The organism is Planctobacterium sp. R6 (genome assembly GCF_055755215.1).
The window spans coordinates 162,364-182,182 of record NZ_JBVTQY010000001.1; the positions used below are offsets into that span (position 1 = coordinate 162,364).

The window sequence follows — 19,819 nt, forward strand, 5'->3', positions numbered from 1 at the left end:
AAGTGGCTGATCCCGCTAAAATTCTTATTATCAGGATGCTCGGATTAGGTGATGTCACCTGCATCGGTATTCCTGCCATTCGTTATATCAGATCCCGATATCCCGAGGCTGAAATTTCAGTGTTAACTTTTTCAGCGGGCGCTGACGTAATTCAGCTGGCTGAGCCAGATGTCAAAATTATAAAAATGGAAAAGGCGGAATGGCCGGATAATATCATCCCCGCCATGGAACGCTTTTTGATGTTGGCTGAAAAGATAATCGGCACAGAGTATCAACAGATTATTAATCTGGATACCTGGTTTATGCCTTGTTTTTTGGCCCGCTTCCTGAAAGATGCCGGAGAAAACCTGCAGGGCAATTTCATGTCAATTTCGGTGGCAGACCTTATCGACCAACTGGATAAGCAAACCTTGCAACATGACTATGTCCACGATCCGGCAAATTATATGAGTAGTACCTTCTTTGGTATGGCGCGCTGGCATACCCCCTGGTGGGAATTTGGCACTGTCCCCGATTTTGGCTATCCGGAATTTTACCTGAGGCAGTGTTGTGGTTTTGCTGACATTGAAATGAATATGAGCATCGATGTTGAAGCCAACCATACGCTGGACAAAATTAAGAAAAAGCAGATGGTTATCGCATTAGCTACTGATGCCAGAACCGTAGAGAGAAGTTATCCCTTTGGGGAGGAACTGAAAAAATCGCTGGAAAAGGCGGGGTTTCATGTCTGGACGGGCTTTGATGGCTCGCAGTCTATGCGCAAGACGCTGGCTATGCTGAAGAGCAGTGACCTGTTGATTACCGTGCCCTCGGCGCCGCAGTGGTTAGCGACGACAGTAAACTGCCCAAGTCTGGTGATTGTTGGCGAAGTAGATGCAAGGACACTGATGCCTGATTATGCTACAGAACGGTCCGCAACCCCAATCCCTGCGAAAGAATTAACTGAGAGTGTGTTGTCACTTTTTGAAAAAGCAGATTGAGTATGGCCAAACAATTTAAACAACAGTTTCAAATTGGTCATTTTAGTATCGGCGCTGGAAAACCACTGATTATTGCCGAGTTAAGCGGCAATCACAGTCAAAGCTTCGATACTGCGCTTGCGATGATCGACGCCGCGCACGAGGCGGGTGTTGACGCTATCAAATTGCAAACCTATACCGCTGATTCCATGACACTGGATAGTGATCATAGCGATTTTGTGATTGGCGAAAAAGACAGCTTATGGGCCGGGGCAAAACTGCACACCTTGTATCAAAAAGCCGCTACGCCTTACGAATGGCACAAGCCCTTGTTTGAGCATGCTCAGGCAAAAGGCTTACTGGCGTTTAGTTCTCCTTTTGATGAAGACGCTGTGCACTTTTTAGATGGGCTTGGTGTGCCTTGTTTTAAAATCGCTTCTTTTGAATTAACTGACATCCCTTTGATAGCCTGTGCTGCCAGCAAGAAAAAGCCGTTAATCATGTCAACGGGCATGGCTTCTCTGGAGGAAATAGAAGAGGCAGTAGATACTGCGTACGCTCATGGGTGCAGGGAGCTGGTGCTGTTAAAATGCACCAGTACCTATCCGGCAACGCCTGAAAACACCAACCTGGTGACAATGCCCGATATTCAGAAGCGATTTGGCTGTTCGGTCGGTTTGTCTGATCACACTCGTGGAATCGGGGTGGCTATAGCCAGTGTTGCATTGGGTGCCTGCGTAATCGAAAAACACTTTGTTTTGGATCGCAATGCTGGTGGTGTAGATGCTGAATTTTCGTTGGAGCCTGCGGAATTTAAATTACTGGCTGAAGAGACTCAACGGGCCTGGCAGGCACAAGGTGAAGTGACCTATGGTGGCACGCTCGCTGAGCAAAATTCAAAGCGTTATCGACGTTCAATTTATGTGAGTGAGAACATTAAAAAAGGTGAGTTGTTCACCCGGAAAAATTTAAAAATTGTCAGACCTGCTATGGGGCTTGCACCTAAATATTTTAATGAAATATTGGGTAAAACAGCTGAATGTGACTTGCAAAAAGGCCAGGCAATGGACTGGATATTCGTGGACAAACCGTGAAAGCCTGGTTTTTAACAGAGGCTTCAGAAACCGCGGGGATGGGCCATTTGATGCGCTGCATGGCGCTGGCGCAAGCCTTGTCTGAGCAATATGTCGAATGTGTTTTTGTTGTCTGTGCTGAAACAATTCCCTTTTGTATGAAGCGGCATGACTGGCGCTTTATGATTCAGGAAATCCCATCTGGTTTATCTGAAACTGAGCAACTCCAATGGCTGCAAGAGCATGTGACTGTGACAAATGATGATTTAATCGTACTGGATAGTTACAAATTCTCCGCCAGCTTTATTAATCAGGTGTCTGAATTACCAGGCAGTACAGTTTTGTTTGATGATTGCAATGATCGCGGTACGCTTAATGTCAGCTTGATAATCAATAGTGCCGGTGGGGCTAAAGCATTGAATTACGAGCAAACTGCGCCCAAAGCTAAGCTTTGTCTGGGGGATAAATTTCGTTTGCTGAGACAGGAGTTTTTTAGCGAGCTGCCGTTATCTCTGACAAGCAGACGATCATTGACTCTGGTGATGGGCGGCACGGATGTAAAAGGGCTTTCATTGTTGTTCTTAAAAGCATTAAATGAGCGAAATGTGAATATGCCTGTTCGCCTGGTAGCGACCAGCGACAACAACCAACTGGCAGAGATTAAAAACTATGTTCAGAAAGCGCAGATAAGTGTTCAGTTGGTGATTGATTGCCAGGACCTGGCTTCTGTTTTTTCCAATAGCTTGCTAACCATCTCTGCAGCCGGGTCTACCCAATTTGAATTGTTGGCGATGCAGTGTCCGTCATTGTTGTTGGTTGTGGCGGATAATCAGTTAAATGCTGCAAAGGCCTCTGAACAGCAGGGCTGGTGCCAGAGCTTTGATTTCAGACAGGATATAGCAATTTCTGAAGTTGTTGAGCTGGCCGATACTTTGTGGTCAAAACCTGAACTATTGCAAACTATGTATCAACAGGCTGAAAAACACCGTGATATGCAGGGCACCGCAAGACTACTGGATCAGCTGGCCGGATTACATGAGATTGAATGATGCGTAACGAACTCTCTGGCTATGGCGTGAATATGTTGCCGATAGAAAAGCCACATCTGGAGCTGTTGCGGCAGTGGCGTAACTCCGATTTTGTCCGTGAGCAAATGGTATCCGGTGAAATTATCGATGAGCAGCAACAATTAAACTGGTTTCAGAATATCAGTGAGCGGCAAGATCAACAGCATTTTATCATTCAATACCGCGCTGATTATATTGGTGCGGCAAATATAAAATCATGCGATGGCAAGCCGGTCACTGAAGCGATAACTTTGGAGCCTGGTATCTATATTGGAGATGAACGCTATCGTTCTAACATTCTGGCTTTTGCCCCATCGTTAGTGCTACTGGATTATTGTTTTGATTATCTAAAAGTGAACCAGGTGACGGCTAAAGTTAAAAGCCAAAATTCAGCGGCACTCAGTTACAATGGTAAACTTGGCTATGCCGAGGTCGATAAGGATAGAGAATACACAATTATTGCCCTGGAGCGAGAGCGCTATATCCAATCGACAGGCACATTAAAAAACTTACTTTCGAGACAGCGTAAATGAATAATCAGGAAAAGCTTTTTCAGGCATTCGCTTCAACCCTTAACATTGAGCTCAATCAGGTGTCACCTGAGTTAACCTATAACACTATTGCTGAATGGGACTCAACTGCACATATGATACTGATCGCAGAAATTGAAGGAGTATTCGATGTGATGCTAGATACCGATGACATCATTGACATGAGCTCTGTGGCTAAAGCACAGGAAATATTGACCCGATACGAAGTTCAGTTTTAGTTTAAGCTTATGTCTTTGTTGCAAGATAAAATAGTTCTGGTTACCGGCGCATCGCGCGGTATTGGCGCTGCAACAGTTAAATGTTGTCTGGAATCCGGCGCGACAGTACTGGCTAATTGCCGGACAGCAGCTGGATTTCAACAATTGCGCGATTCATTTGAAGACGGCGATACTGCCCGATTACATTGGTTGCACTACGACGTGGTTGACAGTGATGCTGTTAAACAGCAATTCAGGCAAATCCAGTCGGAATTTGGCAGACTGGACGGCCTGGTGAACAATGCCGGCATTATGGTTGAACAGGCAATCGCCATGACAGCGAAAAAGGACATGAACAACTTGTTCAATATTAATGTCTCAGCAGTATATGAACATATTCAGCTGGCAACACGCCTGATGACCCGAAATCGGCAAGGGAGCATTGTCAATGTGGGCTCAATCGTTGCCCAGCAGGGGGCCAAAGGTCAGTCGGCCTATGCTATGAGTAAGGCCAGTTTAGCGGGCCTGACCCTGTCAGCGGCCAAAGAGTTGGGTGCTGTTGGAATCAGGATAAACACTGTTTCACCTGGGTTTGTGGAAACTGACTTAACGGCGCATTACCCTGCTGATAAAAAACAGGCATTGCTGGCGCAAATCCCTTTAAATCGGTTTGCTACGGTTGGCGATGTGGCAAAAAGTATTCGTTTTTTATTGTCAGAGGATGCTGGTTATATCACAGGTCAAGACATAGGCGTCAACGGCGCTTTGACACTGCCCTAATGGTGTGGCAACCGGAGTCTTTATGTATTGGCAGTTTCCTCCCGAATATCATCCGCGCATTGCATTCGTCGTTGAGCAGACTTGTTATACCTATTCCCAGCTTCAGCAGTTGATTGAGGAAGCGCAGGACAAATTGCCAGGGCAAGGTGAACTGGCTATTTTGTTATGCAGCAATACCCTCAATACTGTGGTTAACTATCTGGCTTGCCTGCAGAAAAAAGTACCGGTTATGTTGCTGCAACGGGATATTGATGAAGCCCGATTGGCGAAGCTGGCAACTGAATTTCAACCTCATATGCTAATTCGGGAGGCCGATTATCACCTAACCGGATACACACAAGCAGAAATAGACCCTCGGGTAGCCATTTTGTTGTCTACTTCAGGCAGCACGGGTACGGCAAAACAGGTGGTGTTGAGTTACGATAACTTGCAGGCCAATGCTGATGCGATCGCACAGTATTTACCGATACAGGACTCAGATATCACCATTACCACGTTACCCTGTCATTACTCCTATGGCTTATCAGTTATTAATACCCATTTGTTAAAGGGCGCTTGTTGCGTACTTAATAGTGATTCCGTTGTGAGTGCAAATTTCTGGACACTGCTTAAAGAACACAAGATTTCCAGTTTGGCCGGAGTGCCCTATACCTATGAAATGTTGGCAAAATTGCGCTTTCATCAAAAAAAATACCCACATCTGAAATATTTAACTCAGGCCGGTGGACGCATGAAACACGAAATCCTGGAATTGTTTGCTGACTGGTCAGGAAAGTATAATAAGCCATTTTATGTGATGTATGGCCAAACTGAAGCTACGGCCAGAATGGCCTGGTTGGATCCTGAACTGCTTCGCCAAAAAACGGGGGCGATTGGGCGAGCCATTCCTGGTGGACAATTTACTCTGATAAACGATAGTGGTGCGCCCGTTATCGAAGGGGAAGGGGAGCTGGTATACGAAGGCCCTAATGTTATGCTGGGATACGCCAGTGGACGAGCAGAGTTAGCCTCTTTTGCACCGCAATCAAAACTTAAAACCGGTGACCTGGCCCGTAAAGATGGTGATGGTGATTATTTTATTACAGGTCGAATAAAGCGATTTGTAAAAGTGTTTGGCTTGCGCATCAGCCTGGATGAGGTGGAAAAAGTTCTGGAAGCGAATGATGTATCTGCCAAGGTAACCGGTAAGGATGATTTGCTTTATGTGGCTATTATTTCTGGTGAAGCAGACGAAGTCAGGAATTTTCTGAGCAAAGCATTGACACTTCATGTCAGTACTATCAAGGTAATGAAACTGGATAGTTTTCCGGTAAACGCTAATCAGAAAACGGACTATCCGGCTCTGAAACAGTTATTTGAAGAGAGTCAGGGCAATGTCTGAGTTAATTCCTGAAGACTGGTTTGAAATGAATCCCTTTGCCTTAAACCAGGCAGATAAAGAGATAAAAATGCGGCAAACATTAACCAGTCTGCATCATCATCACCTTCAACATTGTGAAGCTTATAGCAACCTGTTCTCAGATGCTTCAACGGATAGTCTTGAAGATTTCCCCTATTTGGCGGTCAGGTTGTTTAAATATCTGACATTGCAGAGCATTCCCCAGGAGCAGGTGTTTAAAATCCTGTATTCCTCTGGTACGACAGGTCAGACTCCGGCAAAGGTCATATTGGATCAGGATACCAGTCGGCGTCAGTCAAAAGTGCTGGTTAAAGTGCTCCAGGATTTTATCGGCAAAAAGCGAATGCCAATGCTGATCATAGATCATCCCGGTGTGCTTAAAAGTAAGGATAGTTACTCTGCCCGGGGAGCTGGTATTCAGGGGCTTTCTATGTTTGGTCGACAGCCGATATATGCTTTAAATGAAGATATGTCACTAAACATAGAGGTAGTACAAGCTTTTGCTGAAACGCATAAAAACCAGCCGGTATTATTGTTTGGCTTTACCTTTATGGTGTGGCAGCATTTTATTCAGGCATTAAACAACAATGCTGTAAAACTCAATCTTAGTGGTGGCATATTGCTGCACAGCGGAGGTTGGAAAAAACTGGAAGCACAAAAAGTCAGTAACGAGGAATTTAAGCTCGTCTGCCGCAATACACTCAACATCGAAAAAGTGCATAATTTCTATGGCATGGCCGAACAGGTAGGTTCAATTTTTGTTGAATGTGAAGCGGGGCATTTGCATGCCCCCATTTATGCCGATGTGGTAGTGCGGGATCCGCAAACGCTCAAGGTTATAGATAATAATAGTCCAGGGCTGCTACAAGTGTTGTCTATTGTTCCTGGTAGTTATCCTGGAAATTCACTATTAACAGAAGATCTTGGCTCGGTATTGGGGGTTGATGATTGTCTCTGTGGTCGTAAGGGGAAATACTTTGAGGTGCTAGGGAGACTGCCTAAAACTGAAGTGAGGGGGTGTAGTGATACCGCAAAATAAGCTCCCCCATATTATTAATGATAGAACTGTACAGCTTGCGGAAAAAGTAATTCAGGTACCTTGTTTGCCAGCTTTTTCAGCAGAAACTACTGCGTTTATCAACGCACTATCTGGTGCGCTACTGACCGAAGCCGCCTGTAAGAGTTATCCTGAAATTACATCACTCGGATTCTGGCTTCGTGCCAGCAACATCAAGCGACTGCAGCAACAGTACTTTTCTCTGGAGACTGCTTCCAGCAACTTGTTTATTAAGCCGTTGGGCAGTGTTTTACATATTGCCCCAGGAAATGTTGACACCATGTTCGTGTATAGTTGGGTGTGTAGCCTGGTAGTGGGTAACAATAACATTGTGCGAACACCATCGCGTTCGACAGAAGCGGTGCAGCGACTTTTAACCGTAATAAGTGAGCTATTAAACCGACCAGAGTTTGAGAATGTTGCACAACGAAACATTATCGCCACCTGGCCGCAGGAAAGTCGTGTATCTGCCATTTTATCCCAAAAGGTTCAGGCCCGAATGATATGGGGCGGAGACGAAACTGTGGCACGAATCCGTAGGCTGCCGACACTACCCCAGTGTAAAGATATCGCTTTTTCCGATAAGTTTTCGGTTTCAGTTTTGCAAATGCAGGGCAAAACGTCTGAGGAAATAGAAACCTTGGCGGAGCTGCTTTGGCGAGATATGAACACCTTTCAGCAAGCCGCCTGTTCGTCTCCTAAGATACTAGTTTTTTGTAATAGCCCCGAGGGACTTAAGCAGCAGTTATATACTGAGTTAGCATCGCGAGCCAAAATACAGGTCAGTGAGCCATCCAGGAGTAATAATCATTTGGTGACCAAGCAGCTTCTTTTAGCTCAACATCGAGATAATCAATTGATAGAAGCAGATCCCCTTTCAATCGTTAAACTTCACAAGTTGGAGGAAAACTATATTGACTGGCATCCGGCGCAAAACTTTTTGTATGAATATAATGTTGATGAATTAGCTGAACTGTTTGACCGGATACCGGCTCATTGTCAGACTGTGAGTCATTTCGGATTTCACCCTGATGAGCTTCAGACTTGTGTCGCACAGTACCAGGGGCCAGCGGTCGATCGTCTGGTGCCAGTAGGCCAGGCGCTTAATTTTTCCGAGTATTGGGATGGTTTTGATGTACTCAGGCAACTTTCAAGATTGATTGAGCTACGTACCTAAACAATCCTGAGTATGGGTCGATACTGAAATAAAGTGTGTTAATCCGTCCTTCAATTTTGTGGTTCACATTAATTTTCGCGCGATTCCAGGGAAAAAGAAACGCTAAGTAATAGAAAATGAGACGGCCTTAAGTTCGCACGCAAAATATGATAGTGCAATGTAAAGATATAAAACAAATATTAGCCAGAGAATTAAACCTTTATGAGTAAAACAGTATATGTAGGGATGAGCGCTGATCTGGTGCATCCAGGGCATTTAAATGTGATTGCCAAAGCCGCAGAGCTAGGGGAAGTGACGGTTGGGTTACTAACGGATGCAGCGATCGCCAGTTATAAACGTTTGCCATTTATGACATTTGAGCAGCGCAAAATCGTAATTGAAAATATTAAAGGTGTAGATTTCGTCATACCACAGAAAACGCTTGATTATGTGCCTAACCTGGAAGAATTGAAGCCTGATTATGTTGTACATGGTGATGACTGGCAAAGAGGTGTTCAAAAGAAGACACGCCAAAATGTAATCGATTGTCTGGCTCAGTGGGGGGGCGAGTTGGTTGAAGTGCCCTACACAAAAGGCGTTTCTTCTACTCAATTCCACAATGCCATGAAAGAAATAGGGGTGACACCTGAGATACGCCTCAAGTCTTTGCGCAGACTCTTATCGGCTAAGCCGCTGTTACGTTTTTTAGATATTCATAACGCCCTGTCTGGGCTGATCATTGAGAATACTAAAGTTATCAGAGACGATATGCCTGTGGAGTTCGACGGTATGTGGGGCAGTAGTCTGACAGATTCCACTGCTAAAGGTAAGCCAGACATCGAAGCTGTCGATGTGTCTTCTCGTATGTCTACCTTAAATGAAGTGATTGAAGTTACCACCAAGCCCATTCTTTACGATGGTGATACTGGTGGCAAACCTGAACACTTTAAGTTCACTGTGAAAACTCTGGAACGCCTGGGCGTATCGGCAGTCATTATTGAAGATAAAACTGGACTAAAAAAGAACTCATTGTTTGGTACTGAAGTGGCGCAAACACAGGATAGTATCGAAAGTTTTTGCGCCAAGATTAAAGTAGGTAAATCTGCGCAGGCTACAGACGACTTTATGGTAATTGCAAGGATTGAAAGCCTTATTTTAAACAAGGGAATTGACGATGCGATGGAACGGGCGAAAGCATACCTCGATGCCGGTGCCGATGGCGTAATGATTCACAGTCGGGAAAAGCAGCCTGATGAAATTTACGAATTTTGCAGGCGCTACAATCAGCTAGAAAATCGCAAAACCCTTGTGGTTGTACCCAGCAGTTATAACCATGTATATGAACATGAATTGCAGAAAATGGGCGTAAATATTGTAATCTATGCCAATCAGCTTTTGCGCAGTGCTTATCCGGCTATGATCAATACGGCTAAATCTATCCTTTTAAATCAGCGTTCATCGGAAGCCGATGACGTCATGATGCCTATTAAAGAAATATTGGAATTGATTCCTGGCGGCAAGTAATGCCCTTTTGGTTGTAAGCTGAGGTGAGATGTTAGCGTGATAGTACCTGCAAATTTTTGTCAGTTCCTGCAATCCCACGGGATATCCTTCTATGCCGGTGTGCCTGACTCCCTGTTAAAAAATCTTTGTGCCTACATTGATGATGCATTTGATGCCCATCAACATGTCATTACAGCAAACGAAGGTAATGCTATCGCCATGGCAATGGGACATTTTCTGGCAACGGGCGATCCCGCAGTAGCATACATGCAAAATTCGGGATTGGGCAATGCAGTAAACCCCATATTGTCTATGGTGAGTGAGGCAGTATGTAGTATCCCTATGTTGTTGATCATTGGTTGGCGCGGTGAGCCAAGTGTCCATGATGAACCGCAACACATCAAACAAGGGGCTATAACACCTGATTTATTGGATTTAATGGGGATTCCCCATGTGGTACTGGATGGATCGAGCAATGTCGAAGAAATATGCACCGGATTATTGGAGAGTATGGTGAGAGCATCTAAGCCAGTAGCAGTTTTAGTACGTAAGGACACATTTTCCGAAACTGCAATTAAAAAGGAACTAACTGGTGACTTAATGTTACGCGAAGTCGCGCTATCCATAATTGAATCAAATTTGCGCAATGAAGATTTGGTGATAGCTACAACAGGCAAAACCTCCAGGGAGTTATACGAGCTTCAAATGCAAACAAAGGCTGAATGTACTGCGTTTTTGACTGTTGGAGCTATGGGGCACGCCTCTAGCATTGCTGCCAGCGTAGCTATGGCAAAACCAGAAAAACAAGTATTCTGTTTGGATGGTGATGGTGCATTGTTGATGCATATGGGAGCGTTGGCTATTATTGGTAAACTGCAGCCGCACAATTTCGTGCATGTGTTGATTAACAATGAAGCGCACGAGTCGGTTGGTGGACAACCCACTTGTATTGCTAGTGTTGATGTCAAATCTCTGGTACTTGCTAGTGGTTATAAGCAATATGTTAAGTTAGAATCAGAAGCGAAGTTGGACTGTTTTTGGAAAAATACCAGATTCAATGATGGCCCTTGGTTTGTTGAGGTAGTAGTCCGGGTAGGCTCCAGAAAAGACCTGGGAAGACCAAAACAATCACCTTTAGAAAATGCCAATTCGTTCCTAGAGTTTGCATTGCAAGAATAAAACTACAAAATGTATGCATCCAATCTACATAACCCGAATGTTACTGAAAGTAATGATATTAACACTACACTAAAAGAAAACTTGTTACCGGGGGAAACCCTACTGATTACAAGTCCTGGGTTTACTCGACGAGGAGTAACACCAAATATTCTTGAAGGTGTCGCTGATCGGGTACATCTATTGGACGATGTCAGTTCACACCCTCAATTAGAACAAATAAACAATTGGTTTGAGAAACTCAAAGGGGGTAACGTTGCCAATGTCATCGGCTTGGGGGGCGGCAGTGTTATTGATGTGAGTAAAATTTTAACAGGACTATTGGCTTCGCCACATTTTACATTCGAAGAAGTGATGACTCAGCAATTGGCGTTACCCAGGAGCAATACTAAACTATTAGTCATTCCAACAACGGCAGGAACTGGGGCAGAAGTAACCGCATTTGCTACAATTTGGGATCTTAAAAAAGGGAAGAAACACTCGATTAATTGTGCAAAACCAGATCTTGTTATTTTTGAGCCTGGACTTCTGTTTTCTTTACCTCCTGATGTAGTTCTCTATTCGGCTCTTGATGCTATATCACATGCTGTGGAATCGCTTTGGAATGTAAATCGCGATAAGTTGAGTGAACAACTAGCAATTCAAGCGTTAACAGCTTTAATTGATGGTGTTCCAAAAGTACTCCAGAACGCGAACGACCGGGAAGCCTGGAAACAAGTTCAATGGGCTGCTTTTAAGGCAGGTGCCGCGATAAATATTACAAAAACGGCTATTGCTCACGCAATATCTTACCCTTTAACAATACATTACGAAATTCCACATGGGTTGGCATGCAGCTTTACTATTAAAGCCATCATTGAAGATGTCGGGCCTGCAAGATTAAAGATTCCAGTTGACCTGGCCGATAAGCTTGTAAAGTTGCTTTCGAGCTTGCGTCTATCTGATGAAATGGCGCGATACCAAAATTGGCAAGACATTTTTGTTGACAACAGGTTTTATCTGGAGCCGAGCAGATGTGAAAACTTTATCGCGTCTGTGGATTCTAAATGGGCAAAAAATATCGCGTTGAAAAGTGGCTGAACCGAGTAAATCTTGTTTGCCGAAGTTTCAAATATACTATTGAGAAAAAATTGTTAGAAAATAAACCTTGCAAAGTACATGAACACAGAGGTGTCCTGATTTTCGGAGCAGGTCAGTCAGGTTTGTGTGCATTTACAAAACTCAAAGAATTGCATCACATTTTGGGGTTTGTTGACAATGACGAGACTAAACATGGGCAAACAATAGAAGGGCTTACGGTTTATTCACCTGATGTTCTTAAAAATATTGATTTTCATCTGATCTTTATTGCAAGTGAATATATCGAAAGCATACAGCAACAACTCATAGATGAATTTCATATCCCAAAGTCAAGAGTTAAGTCATTGCCTAGTTATATGACCCGGCCAATGCAAATTGGACAAAGTAACGACTCAACAAGAGCTGCCACTAAATTATTGCGATGGCTGTGTAGTACATTTAATACAGCCCAAATTCACTACTTTTTGGATGCAGGAACGTTGTTAGGGGTGATACGAGACGGGGCGTTGATCCCTTGGGATGATGACCTCGATATCGGGATTCCTCTGTCAGAGGTAGAGAAAGTGACTGAGTTATTACAGGCAAATTTGGATAGTTTGAAGCAACTAACAGACAAATATTGGACGCTAACCAAAGTATTCAGTAACACTGAATATGGTGTCATTAAGTCTGGTTATCTTCGCAGTCTGAAACTCAGTTGCGAGCAAGAGAACGTTTTATTTCCTATGGTCGATTTGTTTGTTAAGTATCCAAACGGGAAAGTTGCTGATTATGCATTGGCTTCCAGAGGCATTAGTATGCCGATAGAACATTTTGTGTCTACCGAGGTGAAGAAGTTTAACGGCGTCAACATGAAAGTGCCTGCATCACCTGAACTTTATTTGGAACGTTATTATGGGGATTGGAAAAAACCGAAAAAAGACTGGGATATTGGCATGATAAAAAGTGCCTGCAGTTTTACTTAATCATTGTGTAAAAGGCTAGACAATACATCCGTAAAGTAATGGTGAGACTTTGATTCAAAAAGTGATTTTATATGGTAATGGTGCATCAGCTCGAGGTTTTTTAACATCGGGTTTGACAGGCTATCAAGTATTGGCTGCGGCAACTGATTCCCCAAAAAGCAGTAGCTTTGAAGGAATAAAAAATATTTCCACAGAAGCAATTACAGATTGTGATTTTGATATAGTCATTGTGGCATCTTGGGCAATTCATGAGATTGCGCAGCGTTTGAATCGAATTGGCATCAATAACGAAAAAATCCATTGGTTTCAACATCATAAAAATCGCGTTTTGACTTGGGAGCATCCTGATTTCTATATGTCTCATCAGTTCGTACCTGAAGATGAGATATTGTATGCAGTTTACGATATGAACGTGGCAAGAGCTACTTATGATATTATCGGATTTTTGTGTCTCGCTGAATGCGAAAGATTAAAGCGAGGTCTTTCAGCCATACATGTTGTAATTGTTAACGCCAGTAATAACGAGTTTAATAAATCGAGACTGGGACTGCAAAATATAGCAGAGCATCAATGGCGTATTAATCATATTTTGATGCAATGTTGCGCTTTGTTACCTTCGTGCAAAGGGAGCAGCAAAACGGCTTCACGAGGGGAGGTTAGTAAATTAATTCATGGAAAGCAGACATACCCAGAATACTACACTGAATCCTGTCCAGTAATTGAATATGAATTTGACCAGTTGTTTTGCCGAGTGGAAAGCGGAGAAGAAATCGCGCATCTAAAAGCGAATCAGGAGGCTTGCAACTTCATAGGTCAACTCTTTCGCAGAGTAAACCCTGGAAATAAAAAGGTTGTTACTATTTCCTTGCGAGATTCAATTAGTAAACCGCTTCGCAATAGCAATAAAAAGGAGTGGCTGACATTCCTAAAATGGTTAGATAAAGAACAGTTTCTGCCTATTGTGATCCCTGATACAGAAAATGCTTTTGCCTCCACAGTTGACGAGTTTGGGCAGTACCTTTGTTTTGATGTCGCTGCATTTAATGTGGAGTTGCGCATGGCTCTCTACGAAATGAGTTACCTCAATTTGGGAGTTAACAATGGGCCTATTCATCTTTGTGCTTTATCAAAAAACTGTGCATATATTATGTACAAACAAGTGGTCGAACAATATCCACACTCTTCTAGTCAATCGTTTATAGACAGAGGTTTTACCCTAGGGGGTGATTTTCCCGGAGCTACTTCAAGACAAAAGTTTGTTTGGCAAGACGATGAATTTGCAGTGATTAAACATCATTTCCTTGACTTTGTAGGACGCGATGAACGGGCAGAATAATGACGATTAATCAAAATGAACCAACGAAAATACCTGATTTGATTATATGGGGGACCGGGGATTTGTGTGACCGGTTTTGGCAAGTATTTCCTTTCAAAAGTCAGGTAGCACGTTTTATCGATTCGAATTTGAGGGGCGAAAAATTTGGAAAGCCTATATTAGAACCTGGTAGCCTTAATAAAGTACCATGCAAAAAATTGTACATTTGCTCAACATGGATTGATGAAATAGTTAAAAATTGCCTGCAACTTGGGATTTCCAAAGAGGTGATTCATGTTGTTATGCCACGTTCTCTGGAAGTTATCCCGTTAACTCAATTCGAACAAATTTCTGAGGGCAGATACTACTTTCTACCATGGAAGCTGCAAATAGAAGACATTGAACAATCATTGAGCAGCGATATTGTCCACCCTGATGTATATAAAGATTTGGTGAAGAGCATCAGCTATTGCTTTATTTCTTCTGTTCAGGGGGATTTCGCTGAATTTGGAACTTGCTCTGGTTATACCGCATCTCTGATAGCTTTTGCTATTGATAAGTACACAAAAACTTTGGCAAAGCATGAAGCTGCTCACAAAATTTCTCCTCGTAAGTTGTGTTTGTTTGATAGTTTTGAAGGTTTTCCAGAAGCTAGCCTGCCAGAAGATACCGATTCACCTCACGTTGCATCAGGGATATGGGGGGCAGGCACTGCAAAGGGGCTTAGCGCGAATGAACTTAAATCTTTGATACATCGGTATCTGGTGAAGGAAAGAGTTTCGGTTTATGAGGGGTGGTTCAAAGATACCCTAACGCAAATAAATTCAGAAAAAAAGTTCGCATTTGTACATTTGGATTGTGACTTATACGAGTCTACTTTTGATGTATTGCATCACCTTTTCAGCTATCAACACTTGTCCGAAGGAGCAATGTTACTTTTTGATAATTGGTATTGCAACAAAGCCAGTAAAGCTTATGCTGAGCGACGAGCGTGGTTAGCCCTCTGCGAAGAATTTGATGTTGACTATACCGATTTGGGAATGTACGCATGCGTTGGGCATCGAATGATTATTCACAGCTATAACAAAAAATGACTAAGGTACAAATTGAGATGACATTATGAGAATATTGGTAACAGGCGCATGTGGATATAAAGGGACAGTATTGGTCCCTAAATTGTTACAAAGTGGTCATGACGTTATTGCTTTGGATACTCAATGGTTTGGGAATTTTTTGCCACAACATGCAAATTTAAGAGTATTAAAGCAAGATGTTCGTGCTACCAACAATATTAATTTAACTGGCGTTGATGCGATCATACACTTGGCTTCAATTGCTAATGATCCATGCGGAGACCTTAACCCAAAACTTACCTGGGAAGTGAGTGCGCTTGCAACAATGCAACTTGCTGACCGTGCCAAGCGCGAAGGTGTCAAACATTTTATATATGCATCTTCCGGCAGCGTTTATGGCATAAAGGATGAGGATCAGGTAACTGAAGACCTTACTCTTGAACCTATCTCTGAGTACAATAAAACCAAAATGGTATCGGAACGGGTACTACTTAGTTATGCTTCAGATATGGTGGTACAAGTAGTTCGCCCGGCCACAGTTTGTGGTCTCTCTCCACGAATGCGGCTTGATGTTTCAGTAAATATGCTGGCGGTACAAGCACTGGAAAATAAAAAGATAACCGTTTTTGGCGGCAATCAAACACGTCCCAATATTCATATCGATGACATCACGGACTTGTATGTTTTTCTATTGGAAAATCCACAGGTAACAGGCATTTTTAATGCTGGATTTGAAAATATTTCGATTCTCGATATTGCTAAGCATGTTAATGATTACGTCGATGCTGAAATAATTGTCACTCCTTCTAATGATCCCAGATCCTATCGAATAAACTCAGATAAGCTGTTAGCAACTGGCTTTAAACCTAAAAAGAGTGTCAAAATCGCAATTGAAGAGATTATTGCAGCCTGGAATGATGGCAAATTAGCAAATGAGAGCAGGTTTCATAACCTGAGGTGGATGCAGGAAAATAATCTGGCATGAAACAGCATATTAATAAATATATTGAGCAGTTAAACTCTGTTTTGAAGTCTTTTGATTGGGAACCTGTAGAGCATCTAGCAGAAGTGTTATTTAACTCCGTTGTTAGCGGTAAAAAGGTTTTTTTGTGCGGTAATGGGGGCAGTGCGGGGAATGCAATGCATTTGGCCAATGACTTTTTATATGGAATCTCACCCGATGGAAAGGCCCTGCAAGTTGAAGCTTTGCCATCGAATAGTGCAGTGATAACCTGCCTGGGCAATGATATCGGTTACGAAAATATATTCTCACATCAGCTCAAGGTAAAGGCTCAACGCGACGACGTGTTAATCGTTCTGTCTGGAAGTGGTAATTCACCCAATATTGTTAATGCACTGGCTGAAGCAAATGATTTGGGAGTAACTTCAGTTGCACTATTGGGCTTTTCAGGTGGAAAGGCCAAGGAACTGGCAAACATAGTGATTCATTTTGAAGTCGATGATATGCAAATATCAGAAGATACGCAGTTAATTGTTGGGCATATGCTTATGCAATACTTAAACGAAAAGCTAGACTGCAAAAAGGGCCGGAAGCAATGACAAACAATACAGCATGCGTAATTGGCAGTAATTCCTTTTCTGGCGCTAGTTTCTGTAAATATTTATTGGACAATGATTATCAGGTTATTGCAATAAGCCGCTCAAGAGAACCTATAAGGCCATTGCTGCCGTATAGTTGGAGTGAAAAGGCGGCTAATTTGCAATTCTATCAACTGGATATCAATCATAATTTGGCTGAAATAGAAGCAGTTTTTGACAAAGTTCAGTGTGGACATGTTTTTAATTTCGCTGCTCAAAGTATGGTTGGCCAGAGCTGGGAGTACCCTGAGCATTGGTTTCAAACCAATGCAGTAGCTACCATAAAATTGCACAATATGTTACGCCACAAGGATTATCTTGAACGTTATATCCATATTACTACACCGGAAGTTTACGGAAATTGTGAAGGCTTTGTAACAGAAGCGCAGCCATACAATCCTAGTACACCCTATGCAGTTTCAAGGGCTGCTGCCGACATGAGTCTCAAGACTTTCTTTGATGTGCATCGTTTTCCTGTTGTGTCTACCAGAGCTGCGAATGTTTTCGGGGAAGGACAACAGCTTTACCGCATTATTCCCAAAACCATCATGTCCATTCTGGCTGGTCAAAAGTTGCCTCTACACGGTGGTGGTCATTCTGTTCGCTCGTTTATTCATATTGATGATGTCTCTGCTGCAACCCTGGCAATAGCATGCGAAGGTTCCATTGGGGATTGCTATCATATTTCCACCAACGAGATGATTAGTATCCGTGATTTGGTGGCCAGAGTGTGTGAACGTCTGAATGTGGATTTTGAGCAGGTATGTGAGATTACCGAGGACAGGCCTGGGAAAGATTCTGCGTATCGACTGGATTCAACCAAATTACGATCAGAATTAGGGTGGTATGATCGAATCTCACTAAATGAGGGCTTAGCGCGCACTGTTGAGTGGGCGAAGGCCAATGTTTCTGATTTAAAACTGCAGCCATTAAGTTATGTTCACAAACCCTAAGAGTGTCGGAGTTTATGGAAATCGATTTACTAAAAAATTATCCAAAGAGTAAGCGCGATACCAAAGGCCGCAGCGAGATTATGTCTGAAGAAGTCAAAGCAATTGCGCGTCAGTACGGAAAGGATTTTTTTGATGGTGACAGGCTCTACGGATATGGTGGATTTAGCTACCATCCTCGTTTCTGGAAGCCTGTAGTTCCTGATCTTGTAGCGTATTTTAATCTTACCGCACAAAGTCGACTTTTAGATATTGGTTGCGCAAAAGGGTTTATGTTACATGATTTACGAGAACATATTCCCGGGATACGTGTTACTGGGATTGATATTTCAGAATATGCCATTGAGCATGCGAAAGCGGAAGTTAAGCCATTTTTGCGAGTTGGTGACGCGAAAGCGTTACCGTTTGAAGATAATTATTTTGATGCAGTAGTTAGCATTAATACAATCCACAACCTGGAACGTGATGAGTGCGGACAGGCACTCAGAGAAATAGAACGCGTTTCCAAAGGACGGTCGTTTATTACCGTTGACGCTTATCGTAATGATATTGAGAAAGAAAAGATGATGCAATGGGCGTTGACTGCCAAAACCATACTCCATGTTGATGAATGGAAGCAGTTCTTTAAAGAGAATGGATATACCGGGGGCTACTACTGGTTTATCCCCTAAGGTGCTCAATGAAAAATTATCGCATAGCCAGAATCAGCCCGTTAGTTAATCCGGTGTTGAAAAAGCGTTTAGATCAGGATCCTGAGCTTTCCGCACTCAATTATCAGGAAAAACTAGCCAAAATACACAGTTACCACTTTAACTACTCCAACAGTTTCAGCATTGAAATGGATAAGTTGGGCAATGAAAGCGTAGAGATCATTAGTGACCTTGAATCATTGCAAAAAACATGGGCAATTGAAAATGGAGTGAAAATAGCACCCAATGAGCGTTGGCAATTCAAAATTATTGCCGAGCAACTGAAACAATTAAAGCCAGACGTAGTTTTTTTACAAGGTATAACCAATATAACCGCAGTTGACATTGAGCGACTGGCTATAGACCTTCCAGAAATTAAACTAGTAGCCGTTCATACCGGATATCCTGGTGGGTTGGATGTGGTAAGTAAAAAAACTCTGGTGTTTTGTGCCACGCCTTCTATATATCAAAGTTTTCGAAATGCAGGGCTATCTGCGTATTTGCTATACCATTTTTTCGACCCAAGGGTAAATGACCTCCTCAGTTCTGGTTATTCACGGCACAGGTTTACGTTCGCAGGATCTTCCGGATACGGGTATGGAGCTGGACATATGTCTCGATACTGGGAGCTTCTGAAATTATCTTGCCATAGCCCATTAGAAATGTGGTTAGATGAAAGAGGGGTTGATATGGGAGCGTTGCGAGAAAACCCATTTCAAAAACGTCCTTTAAAAGAGCGTTTTTATGATCTATATGATCAAAATTGGCAAGAATATCCAGCACCATTTGCACCCTTATCCATGTTTGTCGACGCAGCACAAATAAATAAACCACTTTATGGGTTGCCATTTTACCAGTTATTAAAAGATTCAGAGGTAACTTTACACCGCCATACTAATGCTGTGCACAATGAAGTAGGCGCTATTCGGTTGTTTCAGGCTCCGGGTGTTGGGACCTGCCTATTAACTGACAGTGGTGACAATCTCAGAGATTTGTATGAACCCGACAACGAATTGGTAACCTATAATAGTGTTGATGAGTGTATTGAAAAGTACCGATACCTTGAAAGTAATCCCACTGTTAGGGAAGAGATAGCTAGTCGCGGCCAACAAAAAACGCTGAAAGAGCACACTGCGGAAAAAAGATACGAACAGGTTCATGAAGTAATTTCACAACAACTCAAGATGTTGTAGATATTCAATAAATCCCTGTTGGCGAAAATTAGAAGTT

20 protein-coding genes are annotated in these 19,819 nt (G+C 42.8%); all 20 read left to right on the forward strand.

Features of this window, described 5'->3' with window-relative positions:
- Nucleotides 1–2: 2 nt before the first annotated feature.
- The 20 genes from AC0J20_RS00705 (at nucleotide 3) to AC0J20_RS00800 (ending at nucleotide 19,782) form a co-directional block, all read left to right on the forward strand.
- Entirely contained in the window at nucleotides 3–980 is a 978-nt protein-coding gene (locus AC0J20_RS00705; RefSeq protein WP_473020213.1) for a glycosyltransferase family 9 protein, read from the forward strand.
- A 2-nt stretch (nucleotides 981–982) separates the two neighbouring features.
- The gene (pseI, locus tag AC0J20_RS00710; RefSeq protein ID WP_473020214.1) at nucleotides 983–2,053 is read left to right on the forward strand and encodes a pseudaminic acid synthase; all 1,071 of its coding nucleotides are present in this window, start codon (nucleotides 983–985) and stop codon (nucleotides 2,051–2,053) included.
- Nucleotides 2,050–3,081, forward strand: coding sequence for a UDP-2,4-diacetamido-2,4,6-trideoxy-beta-L-altropyranose hydrolase (pseG, locus tag AC0J20_RS00715; protein WP_473020215.1), 1,032 nt, complete (start codon nucleotides 2,050–2,052; stop codon nucleotides 3,079–3,081). The genes pseI and pseG overlap by 4 nt, the downstream gene beginning before the upstream one ends.
- The gene (locus tag AC0J20_RS00720) at nucleotides 3,078–3,632 is read left to right on the forward strand and encodes a GNAT family N-acetyltransferase (protein WP_473020216.1); all 555 of its coding nucleotides are present in this window, start codon (nucleotides 3,078–3,080) and stop codon (nucleotides 3,630–3,632) included. The genes pseG and AC0J20_RS00720 overlap by 4 nt, the downstream gene beginning before the upstream one ends.
- A complete protein-coding gene (locus tag AC0J20_RS00725) occupies nucleotides 3,629–3,868 on the forward strand; it encodes an acyl carrier protein (protein WP_473020217.1) in 240 nt (79 codons plus the stop codon). The genes AC0J20_RS00720 and AC0J20_RS00725 overlap by 4 nt, the downstream gene beginning before the upstream one ends.
- A 9-nt stretch (nucleotides 3,869–3,877) precedes the next feature.
- Nucleotides 3,878–4,627 (forward strand): SDR family NAD(P)-dependent oxidoreductase, encoded by a 750-nt coding sequence (locus AC0J20_RS00730; RefSeq protein WP_473020218.1) that lies wholly within the window; start codon nucleotides 3,878–3,880, stop codon nucleotides 4,625–4,627.
- A gap of 22 nt (nucleotides 4,628–4,649) precedes the next feature.
- On the forward strand, nucleotides 4,650–6,008 hold the full coding sequence (locus AC0J20_RS00735; protein ID WP_473020219.1) for an AMP-binding protein: 1,359 nt from the start codon (nucleotides 4,650–4,652) through the stop codon (nucleotides 6,006–6,008).
- Nucleotides 6,001–7,065 (forward strand): LuxE/PaaK family acyltransferase, encoded by a 1,065-nt coding sequence (locus tag AC0J20_RS00740; RefSeq protein ID WP_473020220.1) that lies wholly within the window; start codon nucleotides 6,001–6,003, stop codon nucleotides 7,063–7,065. Before AC0J20_RS00735 ends, AC0J20_RS00740 begins: the two co-directional genes overlap by 8 nt.
- Before the next feature lie 64 nt (nucleotides 7,066–7,129).
- Nucleotides 7,130–8,260, forward strand: a complete 1,131-nt coding sequence (locus AC0J20_RS00745; protein WP_473020221.1) for an acyl-CoA reductase — start codon at nucleotides 7,130–7,132, stop codon at nucleotides 8,258–8,260.
- A gap of 201 nt (nucleotides 8,261–8,461) precedes the next feature.
- Nucleotides 8,462–9,763, forward strand: coding sequence for a phosphoenolpyruvate mutase (aepX, locus tag AC0J20_RS00750; RefSeq protein ID WP_473020222.1), 1,302 nt, complete (start codon nucleotides 8,462–8,464; stop codon nucleotides 9,761–9,763).
- Nucleotides 9,764–9,799: 36 nt separating this feature from the next.
- Nucleotides 9,800–10,921, forward strand: a complete 1,122-nt coding sequence (gene aepY, locus AC0J20_RS00755; RefSeq protein ID WP_473020223.1) for a phosphonopyruvate decarboxylase — start codon at nucleotides 9,800–9,802, stop codon at nucleotides 10,919–10,921.
- 9 nt (nucleotides 10,922–10,930) lie between these two features.
- A complete protein-coding gene (locus AC0J20_RS00760) occupies nucleotides 10,931–11,998 on the forward strand; it encodes an iron-containing alcohol dehydrogenase (protein WP_473020224.1) in 1,068 nt (355 codons plus the stop codon).
- Nucleotides 11,965–12,963: a LicD family protein gene (locus AC0J20_RS00765; protein ID WP_473020225.1), complete on the forward strand. Its 999-nt coding sequence runs from the start codon at nucleotides 11,965–11,967 to the stop codon at nucleotides 12,961–12,963. Before AC0J20_RS00760 ends, AC0J20_RS00765 begins: the two co-directional genes overlap by 34 nt.
- Nucleotides 12,964–13,012: 49 nt before the next feature.
- A complete protein-coding gene (locus AC0J20_RS00770; RefSeq protein WP_473020226.1) occupies nucleotides 13,013–14,299 on the forward strand; it encodes a hypothetical protein in 1,287 nt (428 codons plus the stop codon).
- Nucleotides 14,299–15,372 carry a TylF/MycF/NovP-related O-methyltransferase gene (locus AC0J20_RS00775; RefSeq protein ID WP_473020227.1) on the forward strand — a complete coding sequence of 358 codons (1,074 nt, stop codon included), beginning with the start codon at nucleotides 14,299–14,301 and terminating at the stop codon, nucleotides 15,370–15,372. Before AC0J20_RS00770 ends, AC0J20_RS00775 begins: the two co-directional genes overlap by 1 nt.
- Nucleotides 15,373–15,397: 25 nt before the next feature.
- Entirely contained in the window at nucleotides 15,398–16,336 is a 939-nt protein-coding gene (locus AC0J20_RS00780) for an NAD-dependent epimerase/dehydratase family protein (RefSeq protein ID WP_473020228.1), read from the forward strand.
- Complete coding sequence (locus AC0J20_RS00785; protein ID WP_473020229.1) at nucleotides 16,333–16,911, forward strand: SIS domain-containing protein; 579 nt, start codon at nucleotides 16,333–16,335, stop codon at nucleotides 16,909–16,911. Before AC0J20_RS00780 ends, AC0J20_RS00785 begins: the two co-directional genes overlap by 4 nt.
- On the forward strand, nucleotides 16,908–17,903 hold the full coding sequence (locus tag AC0J20_RS00790) for a GDP-mannose 4,6-dehydratase (RefSeq protein ID WP_473020230.1): 996 nt from the start codon (nucleotides 16,908–16,910) through the stop codon (nucleotides 17,901–17,903). The genes AC0J20_RS00785 and AC0J20_RS00790 overlap by 4 nt, the downstream gene beginning before the upstream one ends.
- A 14-nt stretch (nucleotides 17,904–17,917) precedes the next feature.
- Nucleotides 17,918–18,571 carry a class I SAM-dependent methyltransferase gene (locus AC0J20_RS00795; protein ID WP_473020231.1) on the forward strand — a complete coding sequence of 218 codons (654 nt, stop codon included), beginning with the start codon at nucleotides 17,918–17,920 and terminating at the stop codon, nucleotides 18,569–18,571.
- Between the two features lie 8 nt (nucleotides 18,572–18,579).
- Nucleotides 18,580–19,782, forward strand: a complete 1,203-nt coding sequence (locus tag AC0J20_RS00800; RefSeq protein WP_473020232.1) for a glycosyltransferase family protein — start codon at nucleotides 18,580–18,582, stop codon at nucleotides 19,780–19,782.
- The last annotated feature ends 37 nt before the right edge of the window (nucleotides 19,783–19,819 follow it).